The 13,154-nt window shown below is 48.2% G+C and carries 9 protein-coding genes; 6 read left to right on the top strand and 3 right to left on the bottom strand.

Annotation, left to right across the window (positions count from 1 at the left end):
• The first annotated feature begins 357 nt into the window (after positions 1 to 357).
• A complete protein-coding gene (gene secDF, locus EPD17_RS11530) occupies positions 358 to 3,435 on the top strand; it encodes a protein translocase subunit SecDF (protein WP_132054361.1) in 3,078 nt (1,025 codons plus the stop codon).
• A gap of 325 nt (positions 3,436 to 3,760) precedes the next feature.
• The gene (locus tag EPD17_RS11525; protein WP_132054359.1) at positions 3,761 to 5,998 is read left to right on the top strand and encodes a cation:proton antiporter domain-containing protein; all 2,238 of its coding nucleotides are present in this window, start codon (positions 3,761 to 3,763) and stop codon (positions 5,996 to 5,998) included.
• A 262-nt stretch (positions 5,999 to 6,260) separates the two neighbouring features.
• On the opposite strand, the gene EPD17_RS11520 is transcribed toward EPD17_RS11525, so the two are convergent.
• Positions 6,261 to 6,605: a HesB/IscA family protein gene (locus tag EPD17_RS11520; protein WP_132054357.1), complete on the bottom strand. Its 345-nt coding sequence runs from the start codon at positions 6,603 to 6,605 to the stop codon at positions 6,261 to 6,263.
• 85 nt (positions 6,606 to 6,690) lie between these two features.
• Between EPD17_RS11520 and EPD17_RS11515 the strand changes: the two genes are divergently transcribed.
• Entirely contained in the window at positions 6,691 to 7,200 is a 510-nt protein-coding gene (locus EPD17_RS11515) for a DUF7935 family protein (RefSeq protein WP_132054355.1), read from the top strand.
• Positions 7,201 to 7,389: 189 nt separating this feature from the next.
• On the top strand, positions 7,390 to 8,946 hold the full coding sequence (locus EPD17_RS11510; RefSeq protein WP_132054353.1) for an acyl-CoA mutase large subunit family protein: 1,557 nt from the start codon (positions 7,390 to 7,392) through the stop codon (positions 8,944 to 8,946).
• Between the two features lie 122 nt (positions 8,947 to 9,068).
• Here EPD17_RS11510 and EPD17_RS20415 read toward each other — a convergent pair whose 3' ends face one another.
• Entirely contained in the window at positions 9,069 to 9,443 is a 375-nt protein-coding gene (locus EPD17_RS20415) for a DUF2752 domain-containing protein (protein WP_132054351.1), read from the bottom strand.
• A complete protein-coding gene (locus tag EPD17_RS11500) occupies positions 9,443 to 9,745 on the bottom strand; it encodes a CD225/dispanin family protein (RefSeq protein WP_114234171.1) in 303 nt (100 codons plus the stop codon). Before EPD17_RS11500 ends, EPD17_RS20415 begins: the two co-directional genes overlap by 1 nt.
• A 235-nt stretch (positions 9,746 to 9,980) precedes the next feature.
• Between EPD17_RS11500 and EPD17_RS11495 the strand changes: the two genes are divergently transcribed.
• Both EPD17_RS11495 and EPD17_RS11490 read left to right on the top strand, forming a co-directional pair.
• On the top strand, positions 9,981 to 11,048 hold the full coding sequence (locus EPD17_RS11495; RefSeq protein WP_132054349.1) for a fatty acid desaturase family protein: 1,068 nt from the start codon (positions 9,981 to 9,983) through the stop codon (positions 11,046 to 11,048).
• 529 nt (positions 11,049 to 11,577) lie between these two features.
• Positions 11,578 to 13,050: a glycosyltransferase family 39 protein gene (locus EPD17_RS11490; protein WP_132054347.1), complete on the top strand. Its 1,473-nt coding sequence runs from the start codon at positions 11,578 to 11,580 to the stop codon at positions 13,048 to 13,050.
• The last annotated feature ends 104 nt before the right edge of the window (positions 13,051 to 13,154 follow it).

Here is a 13,154-nt window from a genome sequence, read left to right as displayed (position 1 = left end):
TGCAGCAAATAGCTGCCCTATATTTTGTTTATTAAAAAACAACCTGTGTTTGTTGAACAAATAATAAAAATGAGAATAGTAGATATTTATTCAGGCGGATACGAGTGAAGTGAATCCGTTGGTTGTGGCGTTTGACGAAAAGATGGGTGTATTTGTAAGCAAACTCATGTTTGTGGCTGAGGCAAAATAGCCCCTGCCAAAATAAAACACCTGTAATTAAAAGCCGATATGGGCAAAGACTTTATTTCCTGTTAAATGCTTGTTTCACGGCACTTTCAGCCGTTTTTTAGGGTGCATAATTAGCGTATGAATATAGACCGAAAAGGCTATATTTGCCCCTCGTTTAAAATTCCGTGTATGCAATTAAAAGGCCTGGTCCGTTTTTTCACCATTTTATTAATCCTGTATTCTATTTACGAGCTATCGTTTACATGGGTAGTACGTAGCCACGAAAAGAAGATGGAAGCACAAGCCAACAGCTATGTTTCCACCAACTACCCCAATGCTGATGCCATCACCAAAGAACTGCAGTACAAGGATCGCCTGAAGCGCCTCCTAGACAGCACCAAAGATGAAACGGTTCATTACGGCATACAGGGAGCCATTTCTTACCAGCAGGCAAAGGAAAACGAGCTGAACCTCGGCCTCGACCTGCAGGGCGGTATCAACGTAACCATGGAGGTGGAGCTTTCGGGCCTGCTGCGCTCCATGAGTAACAACTCGAAAGATGCCAACTTTCTGAAAGCGCTAGATAACGCCAACAAGCGTAAAGCCAACTCCAACGCCGATTACGTAACGCTGTTTGTGGAGGAATACAAAAAGCTGGCGCCTAACAGTCGCCTTGCTTCCTTGTTTGCCAACACCAGCAACCCCGACATCAAGATCAATGACAGCGACGATAAGGTTGTTGGCGTGATCCGCGACGAAGCTTCGGAAGCATTTAACCGCACTTTCCGCGTATTGCGTACCCGGATTGACCAATTTGGCGTAGCACAACCCAACATTAACCCCGACCCGGCCCGCGGCATTATTACCGTAGAACTGCCCGGCGTTCAGGACCAGGAGCGTGTACGCAAATACCTGCAATCTTCGGCGAACCTGCAGTTCTGGGAAGTATATAATATTTCGGAACTCGGCCAATCCATTGGTCGCGCAGATGAGGCGTTTAACGTAATTATGGGTGGAGAAGCAGCGGCAGATACTACAAAACCCGCTGTTGACACCACCGCAACTACCGCCACTGCAACCCCTGATTCGGGTAATGCACGCCTTTCGGAAGAGCTGAGCAAAACCGGCACTACACCTGCTGCAAAAGCCACCACCGACAGCACCAGCCGCAAAACCCTGTGGCAGTACATTTCATTTATGGTAAACCCGCAAACTGGTCAGGCTGTTGACAATGGCCAGATTGGCCTGGTTGCGATCCGTGATACTTCCATCGTTCGTCAATACCTCACCAACCCTGCAGTAGCGGCTAATTTCCCTGCCGATATCCAGTGGGCATATGGTATTCCGGAAACACAGGAGAATAACAAGAAAGCAAACTTTGTTGCCCTCTATGGTTTGAAAACCAAAGGCATGGACAAAGCGCCGCTGGAAGGTGAAGCCGTTGTGGATGCCCGTTCGGATTTTAACCCCACTACCGGCCAGCCCGAGGTGACCATGAAAATGAACCCGGCAGGTGCCCGCACCTGGGCCAATATGACCCGCGCCAACAAAGGCAAATCCATTGCAATTGTGCTGGATAATATTGTATACTCTGCTCCCCGTGTAAACGACGTGATCGAAGGCGGCAACTCTTCTATCTCGGGTTCATTTACCCCTGAAGAAGCTACCGACCTTTCGAACATTTTGAAAGCAGGTAAACTGCCGGCTCCCGCTAAAATTGTTCAGGAGCAGGTGGTAGGTCCTACCCTCGGCGCCGATGCGATCCAGGGTGGTGTGCTGGCTTTCGGCATTTCGTTCCTCGTGATCTTTATCCTGATGCTGGTATATTATAATACCAGCGGCTGGGTGGCTAACATAGCCCTGGTCCTGAACCTGCTGTTTACCATTGGCGTATTAACCGGTCTGGGCGCTACTTTGACTGCCCCTGGTATCGCCGGTTTGGTGCTGACCATTGGTATGGCGGTAGATACCAACGTACTGATTTACGAACGTATTAAAGAAGAACTGACGCGGGGCAAATCGTACCAGCAGGCCATCAACGACGGCTACCATCGTTCGCTGCCGCCGGTACTCGATGGTCACATCACTACCTTGCTGACTGCCATCATCTTGTTTTCGTTTGGTTTGGGCCCGGTAAAAGGTTTTGCTACCACGCAGATCTTAGGTCTGTTGCTTTCCCTGTTCTGCGGTATTGCCGTTAGCCGTTGGATCAGCGACATTTTTACCAACAAAAAGCGTCACCTCGAATACTTCACCCCTATTTCACGCCGCATCTTCAAACATGCCAACTTCAAGTTTGTAGAAAAACGCAAGATCGCTTACATCATCTCCGTAGTGGTGCTGGTGCTGGGTATAGCTTCGATTTTCCACGGCTTTGATTATGGCGTGGAATTCAAAGGTGGCCGTTCGTTCATTGTAAAATTTGACCAGGCCGCCAACATCGAAGGCGTACGAAACGATTTGGAAAAAGCATTTGGCGAAAGCCCGGTCATCAAAACCATCGGCGGTGCCAACCAGCTCGATATCACCACTGCTTACCGCATCGATGATAATGCTGATGGTGTAGACGAAGCAGTTGAAGCCAAGCTATATGAAGGCCTGCGTAACCACGTAAAAGCACAAAACTTCCAGCAGTTTGACAACGACAACCTGCTGGGCCGCACCAAGGTATTGCCTACCATTTCGGATGACTTAGTAGCCGGCGCCAAATGGGCCACGTTCTGGTCGGTGCTGCTGATCTCGATTTACATTTTTGTGCGCTTCCGCGACTGGCGTTATTCGCTGGGTACCATCGTGGCCCTGCTGCACGACGTGTTGGTAACCCTCATCGTGTTCTCTTTTGCAAAGGACATCGTGCCGTTCCCGCTGGAAATTGACCAGCACTTTATTGCGGCCATCCTCACCATCATTGGTTTCTCGATGAACGATACCGTGGTAATCTTCGACCGGATTCGTGAATACAGCCGCCAAATGGTTGGTGCCAGCCGGGAGAACATTATCAACCGGGCCATCAACGATACCATGAGCCGCACCATCATGACGTCACTAACTGTGTTCCTCACCATCCTCATCCTGTTTTTGGTGGGCGGTGAAGTTACCCGCGGCTTTGCGTTTGCGATGCTGATTGGTGTAATCGTTGGTATTTACTCTTCCATCTTTGTTGCCGCACCTATCCTTGTTGACCTGGGTGGCAAAAAAATGTTGGGCGATGTAAAAGATCCTGCAGAAAAAGCACCGGCTCCTAAGCCCGCCGTTGCCAAGCACTAATTAAAAAACCTTCAGGTTCACTATAAATGCCCCTGCACCAGCAGGGGCATTTTGTTTTTAAAAATTGAAAATTGGTGACTGCTGCAGGCTTTGTTTTTTTTATTTTTGGAACAATCGCAAAAACGGGATGGGCTCCCGTTTTCAATAAACCCGGCGGCTGCGCTGCCGGCACAAGTCACCAAGCGCAATTTCAGGCAAATAGGCGATCGCTTTTTCGGTTGGCACATTAACGTTTGCTAGCCTTACGAAGAGGAATTTTCACGGAAACAGCATTAGGAACTGGCTGTGGGCACCGCAGGGAGCACACGGCGCAAAAGATTGTAGTATGCATCATTTACCCCCATTGATCACCGACCTGGCCCTGATGTTGGGTGCGGCCGCAATAATAACCCTGCTGTTTAAGTGGATGAAACAGCCGCTGGTATTGGGTTACATCATCGCGGGTATTTTGGTGAGCCCCAATTTCAAGTTTGCGCCTTCAATTTTGGAGGTAAGCGATGTGCAGGTTTGGGCCGAGTTCGGGGTGATCTTTTTGCTGTTTAGCCTGGGGCTTGAGTTTAGTTTTAAAAAACTGGTACAGGTCGGCGGCTCGTCTTCGGTAGCGGCCAGCATGGAAGCCATCGGCATGATGGCGCTGGGTTATGGCACAGGTCAGTTGATGGGCTGGAGCACCATGGATTCCATTTTCCTCGGCGCTGTGCTGGCAGTTTCTTCCACCACCATTATCATCAAGGCCATCGACGAACTCAATTTAAAAAAGAAAAAATTCGCCTCGCTGGTATTTGGGATCCTGATCGTAGAAGACATCATTGCCATCGGCATCCTGGTGTTGTTGTCCACTTTTGCCACCACCCAATCTTTTTTCAGTGTAGAAACCGGCTTGTCCATTTTAAAGCTGGTGTTCTTTATGATCCTTTGGTTTGTTGCCGGCATTTTTTTCATCCCAACGCTGTTGAAAAAAGCCCGGCACCTGATGAACGACGAGATCCTGCTCATCGTATCGTTGGCCATGTGCTTGCTGATGGTGTTTCTTGCATCGCATGCCGGTTTTTCGGCAGCACTGGGCGCTTTCGTAATGGGCTCGCTGTTGGCGGAAACCACCAAAGCCGAAAAAATTGAACACCTGGTTGCGCCGGTAAAGGACCTGTTCGGCGCCATCTTTTTTGTGTCGGTGGGTATGATGATCAACCTGAGTGTGATCGGTGAATACATTGTACCCATCCTGATCATTACCGTTGTGTGTATTGTTGGCAAAATAATCACCACGGGGCTGGGTGCGTTTATATCGGGCAATACCCTGAAAGTTTCGTTGCAAACGGGCATGAGCCTGGCGCAGATCGGCGAATTTTCGTTTATCATTGCATCGCTGGGTGTGGCGCTGAATGTGACTTCAGACTTCCTTTATCCAACTATTGTTGCAGTATCGGGCATCACCACTTTTACCACGCCGTATCTGATCAAATGGAGCACACCGTTTTTTAACTGGATCGATAAAAGATTGCCGGATAAAGTAAAGTTTTCACTGGCCAAGTACAGTTCCGAAGCACAAACCATTTCAGCAGTGAGCGACTGGCAGCAAGTGGTGCGTTCGTTTATCATCAACCTGGTGGTGTTTTCGGTGTTGCTGACCGCCATCATTTATCTTTCTTCGGAAGTGTTGCTGCCGTTTGTCAGCGAATATTTTGAAGACCGCATTGGTGCCGTTTCCGCATCGAGTTTAACGCTTTTGTTGATGGCTCCTTTTTTATGGGCGCTAACGGTACGCAACGAACAAACAGAATCGTTTGCCCGCATCTTCAGCCAGCAGCAATACCGAGGCCCCATCTGGATCATGCGCGGCGTGAAATTGGCACTGGCGCTTTTCTTTATCCTGTTCGTACTCAACCTGTTTTTCGACATCACCATCGCACTGGTCGCGGCATTCATCATGGTTGTTTTGTTCGCCGTTTTTCGCAGAAAAATACAGGTACTGTACGACCGCCTCGAACGCCGTTTTATTGCCAACCTAAATGACCGCGAACTGCAACAGGAACTGATGGAAATGCAGCAGGCAGCCAGTATCCGCAACGTGGCATTGGCGCCGTGGGATGCGCACCTCACCACATTTGAAATTGCGCCGGAGTCGCCGGTGATTGGCAAAACGCTGGAAGAGCTGCGCTGGCGCGAACAGATTGGGGTGAACGTAGCGATGATTAAACGCGGGCAGATTACGATTGTGGTGCCGCAGCGGCACGAACGCATTTTTCCCTGCGACCGCTTGTTTGTGATTTGCACAGATGCGCAGGCCATTAAGATGAATGCCGTGCTCCGCCCCGACCGCAAAACATCGGAAAACTTCCGCGACGCTGAAGTGGAGCTCGATAAATTTACTATAGAACCCGACTCGCCATTTTTAGAAAAAACAATCCGCGAATCAGGTTTGCGCAGCGCCACTAATGGACTTGTGGTGGGCATTGAACGGAACGGTGTACGGATACTCAATCCCGAATCAACGATTACATTCGAACTAGGTGATGTGGTTTGGATTGTGGGCGAAAAGCAACTGCTGGAAAAGGTGACGTGAAGAGTGAATGGGCAATTGTGAATGGTGAATGGTGAATGGTCAATTGGGATTGACTAATCCGTTGGAAGATTTTTTCACCACGTGAAATATTTTTTTTAGAAAATAATTGCCATATAATGAAGGCCGACTAAACATCACAATCGTAATAAAAGATGCCGGGAACCAACCCGGCATCTTTTATAAAACAATATTCAGTGTATAACCCAAAGGAGGTAGGCTAAATCGCATCAGAAATTCACTATTCACCATTACCCATTCACCGCTACACTGCAAATGAAGTTCCGCAGCCGCATGTCGTCGAAGCGTTCGGATTTTTAAAGGTAAAGCCGCGGCTGTTGAGCCCGCCCTGCCAGTCTATCTGCATACCAAACAGGTACATTTCATGGGCCTTTTCCATTACAAACTGGAGGCCTTCAAAATTATATTCGCTGTCCCGCTCTGTTTTTTCGTCAAAACCCAGCACATACGACATACCCGAACAACCACCACCTTTTACACCCACACGCAGGGAATGTTTCGGATCGAAGCCAGGTTCGCTCATCAGCCGGTTTAATTCGGCTATCGCAGATTCGGTAAAACTTACCGGTGTTCCAATCGTGGTTTCCATACTGCAAATTTACCCAGCAGGGCCAAAACAATGTCATAAAAATGTGCTTTTACTGTTTTCTTACATTTGCGCCACAATCATTGGTATGAACGAATCGATCCTCGCGATAGCACTTGCCGCAGTGGCGCTGGTATTTTCCATCGTTGCCTTTATTACGGCCCGCCGCGCCGCCGCCCAGCCCGCTGCCCAGCCTGCTGAAAAATACGAAGCCACGCCGCTGAAACTGGGCGCCTACGAACGGCTGGTGTTGCTTGCCGAACGCATTGCGCTGCCCAACCTGGTGAGCCGCCTCAACCATCCCGGTGCCACTGCCCGCGAAATGCAGGCGGTGCTGATCGACAATATCCGCCAGGAGTACGAGTACAATGCATCGCAGCAGGTGTATGTAAGCCCCGAAGCGTGGGACGCAATCCGCAACCTGCGCGACCAGAATATGCTCATCATCAACCAAATCGCTGCCATTTTACCCGCCGATGCAAAGGGCAGCGACCTCAATAAACAGGTGCTGGAAGTGGTGATGGCCCAAAATGAAAAAGCACTCCACACCATTGTGCTGGATGCACTGAATTTTGAAGCAAAAAAACTGATGAAGTAAACAGGAGTGCAGTAATTGCTGTAGGCTTGTGTAAGCTAATAATCTAAACCATTTAATAACAGAGGGAATGCCGGTTACTTAGGTGCATTTCCTTTTATTGTACTGCCGCTGCCCGATGGTAAGGCCTGCAAATGCGCTTATCTTTCGAGCCGCTTTTTTACTTATAATTTTGTCGCTATTGTTTTGCCAATGACCAAGAAAATTTTTACCGACGCCGGTATCGAAATAAAACAAACCTATACGACCGCCGATGTTCCGGCCAGTGCAGCCGAGCAGCCAGGACAATTTCCCTACACCCGAGGCGTGCAGCCCGATATGTATCGCGGCCGCTTGTGGACCATGCGCCAATACGCAGGATTTTCAACCGCCGAAGAAAGCAACAAAAGATACCACTACCTGTTGCAACAGGGTGTAATGGGCTTAAGTGTTGCCTTTGACCTGCCCACGCAAATCGGCTACGACAGCGATCATGCACTGGCCGAAGGCGAAGTAGGAAAAGTGGGCGTGGCCATCGATTCGCTGGAAGATATGGAGGCCTTGTTCAAAGGCATCAAACTGCAGGATGTAAGCACCTCCATGACCATCAACGCCACTGCATTTATTTTGTTATCATTTTATGTGGCATTGGCGAAAAAACAAGGCGCTGACTTGTCGCAGATTTCGGGCACCATTCAAAACGATATTTTAAAAGAATACGCGGCCCGCGGTACCTACATTTACCCGCCCAAGCCATCCATGCGCATCATCACCGATATTTTTGAATGGTGCAGCAGGGAGTTGCCTAAGTGGAACACCATTTCTATTTCAGGCTACCACATTCGCGAAGCTGGCAGTACGGCGGTGCAGGAAGTAGCCTTTACACTGGCTAACGGTAAAGCATACGTGGAAGCTGCTTTACAAAAAGGCCTCGACATCAATGTGTTTGGCAAGCGGCTGTCGTTTTTCTTTAATGCCCACAACAACCTGTTTGAAGAAGTAGCAAAGTTTCGTGCAGCCCGCAGCATGTGGGCACACATTATGAAAGGCCTTGGCGCCACCGACCCAAAAGCCATGATGTTACGTTTTCATACACAAACCGGCGGCAGCACCTTAACGGCACAGCAACCGCTGAATAACATTGCAAGGGTTACGGTACAATCACTTGCTGCAGTGCTGGGCGGCACCCAAAGCCTGCATACGAATGGTTATGATGAAGCGCTGAGTTTACCTACCGAAGAAGCGGCCCGTATTGCGCTGCGCACCCAGCAAATTGTGGCTTTTGAAAGTGGAGCACCGGACACGGTTGATCCGCTTGCCGGCTCCTATTTTATAGAGGCGCTGACTACCGAAATTGCCCAAAAAGCGACTGACCTGATGGAGCAAATAGATACCATGGGCGGTGCGGTATCGGCCATCGAAAATGGGTTTATGCAGGATGAAATTGCCCGCAGCGCCTACCACTACCAACGCCAGATCGAAACCGGCGTGAAGACCATTGTAGGCGTCAACAAATTTGTTGTTGAGGAAACGAACTCGGTGCCGGTATTTAGGGTTGACGACAGCATCAGAACGGCGCAACAGCAAAAGCTGCAGGCATTGCGCCAGCGCAGGGATAACGAAGCAGTGCAGCTGTGCCTTCAACGAATTAAGCAATGGGCGGAAAGTGGTGAAAACCTGATGCCTGCGGTGATTGAAGCGGCAGAGGCCTATTGTACATTGGGCGAAATTGCCGATGTGTTGCGTGGTGTGTATGGAGAATACCGGTAAATAACATGATGATAGGTTATAAAAAAATAGCCCGCAGTTTTAAATGCGGGCTGTTCTTTTATGGCTGCTGCCAAATAGTTTGATGCTAGATAGCTTTATGTAACAATAAAGCACTTAAAAATTTAGATATAGACTGCCACATTTCGGCCAATCCAAAAGAGGAGCACTACCCATAAACAAAGCTTTGCGAACAATGGGTGATACAACAGCTTTGGCCGTTGCGTGCCATTTGTTTTTACAAAAATCACGATCGCATATACCACCAACGGCACTGCGCAAACAAGCAGTGGGTTGAATTGAAAGGCTTCAAGTACGTCGCCGTGCAAAAGTGCCGATAAGCCACGCTGCGACCCGCAGCCGGGACAAAGCAAGCCGGTAAGCTGGCGAAACGGGCATGCATGAAAACCGCCTTTGCGGGCATCAACAAAAAAATACAGCAGCAGCAAAACTATTGTTGCTGCTGCTAAAGCAAAGCTTTTGACGTGCCGGCTAATCATTAATAATCATAATCTTGCTGGCTGGCCCAAAACGCAGTGGCGCCAAATGCAAATACGGCAATGATGTACAGTGCAATTACTCCTATGCCGACCCAAAATCCAATCTTTGTCCATTTGCCCGCTTCCTGCGAAGCCTTCAATGCGCCATTGTAGTCGCCGGATGTATAACGCGAATTGACCTGTGCAGCATTGATGATGCCTACGATGCCGAACGGCATGCAACAAAAAATCGTGACCAAGATCGACTCCAGCAGCCAGTTTTTGGGTTGCGACTGTGGCAGCTGATTGGAGTATTGTTCCATAAACAGTGGCTTAGTTTGGTATGAATATAAATCCGGATAGTAAGGTCACCAAAATATGCACACAGTTTTTTCCTCCTAAGCTACAGTTGCGAACAAACGTGATGGCAAAAGGTGCCGGAACAGGTCAATACCCACAACTACACTTAAATAATTCGTGGTCTTAAACTTCAAGAATCGGCACCAAATGGCCTGATATTTTATTTACTTTATATTCAATAAAAATCGGCCCGATCATATGAAACCACTCCAAACGATTACCGATCCGGTTTTTGTACAAAAACAGCACTACGACCGCCTCGATCGCTTTTTCCTGAACCTCATCCGCGATGAACGGGACCTTCCCTTTATTCACCTAACGTTGAAGATTACTATTACGCTGATCCCGCTGGCCATCCTCCTTTATATGCCCTTCGTTACCGGGTGGGTTTGGTGGCTCATTGCGTTGGCGTATGCCTATTTCAATAATATTGTTTTCAAAGGGCCGTTCGGGCTTATGCTCCATTGCACCAGCCACCGGGTACTGTTTAAAAAAAATGTCGGTTGGCTCAATAATTATCTGCCTTGGGTTATAGCTCCGTTCTTTGGCCATTCGCCGGAAACGTATTACACCCATCACATTGGTATGCACCACGCCGAGAACAACCTGGAAGAAGATGAAAGCAGCACCATGCCATACCAACGCGATTCACTAAAAGATTTTGGACTGTACTTCGGTCAGTTCCTCTTTACAGGTGTCTACCATCTCTGTATGTATTTTTTTCGAAAAAAAAGAAAGCGGCTGCTATACCGGTCGGTGCGTGGCGAGATCTTATTCATCTTGTTTTGCATAGCACTTTCCTTCGTCAACTGGATGGCTACCTTGTGGGTGTTCATCATTCCGTTTTTGTTGTACCGGCTTATTGCCATGATGGGCAATTGGGCACAACATGCATTTATTGATCCGGCCGATCCGGGCAATGCGTATAAAAACAGCATCACCTGCATCAATACAAAATACAACCACAAATGCTGGAACGATGGCTACCACATCAGCCACCACGAACGGCAGACCATGCACTGGACCGATCATCCAAAACATTTTTTACAAACACTCGATCGATATGTGGCCAATAAGGCCATTGTGTTCGACGGGATACATTTCCTACATGTATATTTCTGGCTCATGCGCAAACGCTACGATTTGCTGGCACGGCATTTTGTAAACATCGGAAATCAATATGGCAGCGATGAAGAAGTGATGCGGTTTTTAAAAAGCAGAACGCAAAAGCTTTCGTTTGCAGAACCTGGCTTTGCGCCAGCATAAATAGCGCCGCCCGGTGCAATAATCATAGTAATCGTCGATCACAATTGGGAAATGTGTCGTGAATTAGCACATCGGCGTTATATCGGTGCTGTAAGCGAATAATATTTCACTGTATATAGTAGCATTGCTATACAACGCCCCAAGCACAAAGGTTTATGTATTTGAACCCATTACATATAACAAAGCACTAAACCGCTTGAACAAACGCTTTTTTGATAACTGGCCGGCAGCCATAGACCGGATAAAATAACGCTGGCCCCTTTTATAGCAGCTATATATGTATTAATTTGCAGCCATCCCTTTTTACCATAAACCAACCTGGGTGGAAACTACACAGCTTCAACACCGTAACACTGTCTGGACTTTTAACAAACATGCACCGATAACAACACCTAAAGAAAACAGCAAGATCTTACATCAAATCACCTGGCTGTTCATTTTTTCCGGAATCCTTTTACGCCTGTTTCATTTTTTCGACAACCGCTCTTTATGGACCGATGAAATTTATCTTTCGGTCAGCATCATTAAGATGAACTACGCGCAGCTGGCGGCGCCACTGCTCGACTATGAGCAAAAAGCACCACTCGGCTTTTTGTGGCTGGTGCGCACCGCCGTGGTCTTGTTTGGTAAAGGTGAAATGGCGCTGCGCCTGGTGCCGTTGCTTGCGGGCATCGCTTCGCTTCTGTTGTTCCTCCCGTTATGCAGGCAGTTTCTGAAACCAATGGGTGTGGCGGTTGCTGTCGGCATTATGGCATTGGCACCACCGCTCATTTACCATTCGGTGGAAATAAAGCAGTATGGATTCGACATGCTCATAACCATCGTTGCGCTGCAGCTTTATTTCCGTTACCGGCACCGCACCGATATTCAATCTTTGCTATTGTGGGGCGTGTTTGGCGGGCTGTTGTACTGGTTTTCGTTTACTGCGCCATTTGTGTTGACGCCCATAGCAATCGCCGTTGCGTTGTACTACATGGTGAAAAGAGATTGGAACCGTTTGCTACTTTGCGTTATTCCATTCGGCATCTGGATGGCCAGTTTTGCAGTGAATTATCTGCTCTTTACCCGCGGTCATTCGGATGATGGATGGCTGGTTACGTTTTTTAAATATTACGGCGGCTTCATGCCGTTCCCGCCCAACTCGGCCAACGACATCAGCTGGTTTGTACAAACACCTTACAAGATGCTGTTTTACCCATTAGGCTTGTTGTGGAATGCAAACCCAATCAGCCAGCCTTTGTTGCGAGCTGTGTTGCAGGTGCCAATCGTCGGCATGTTGCCGCTGGTTGTGGGCATTATTTCTTTTGCATGGCAACGGAAAGGATGGTTCATTATTCTAGCTTTCCCATTTTTCTTTCACCTGCTTGCGTCTGCATTGGAACTATATCCTTTTTCAGAAAGGTTTTTGGTGTATGCTGCACCATTTTTGTTCCTATTCATCGGTCGTGGCAGCGACAGCGTTGCCAGTTTTTTTCCGCCAAAATCAGCCTTACGTTTTGCGCTGCCGCTTTTGGAATTGATCGGGCCATTGGCCGGTGCAGCCATGCAGGTGGCAACGCCGGCATATTTGGGTGGTTATAAAAATTCCAGTCAGCGAGCAGCGTTTGCTTATGTGCAGCAGCATTACCAGCAAGGTGATGGTGTGTATGTTTATTGGAACATGACCCATACTTACCAATACTACAAACCTGCCTACAATTTGAAATATAGTGCAGTGATTGGAAAGGACTACCGATGGGAAGCCAACAACACGCAAGAATATCTGGGCAAAGTTGTAACGGATATAAGCCAGCAGAAAGCAGCCGGACGAATCTGGATTATTTACAACAACGACCTGGATATTGACATTGGCGATGACATTACAAAATTGCCCAAGTGGTACAGTGCCGAAGTAAAAGGCGGCGACAGTTTGCGGTCAACATTGTCGGCTATCGGCAGCGAACTGGACCACAAAAGGCTGCGTGATGCGAGTGTGAGCCTGTTTCAACTGAACGATCAATAATAATAAGCTAACCAAGATCTTGAGATGCTTGCAGCCGTTTGCTGTAAGCAATACACTTGCGGTTTCAGGTATTTGTGCCGTTAGTTTTTTTTCGCTTTTCATAA

Origin of the sequence: Pseudocnuella soli, assembly GCF_004347775.1 — a bacterium.
GTDB classification, from domain to species: domain Bacteria; phylum Bacteroidota; class Bacteroidia; order Chitinophagales; family Chitinophagaceae; genus Flavisolibacter; species Flavisolibacter aquaticus.
This window is presented reverse-complemented; position numbering and strand designations above follow the sequence as displayed.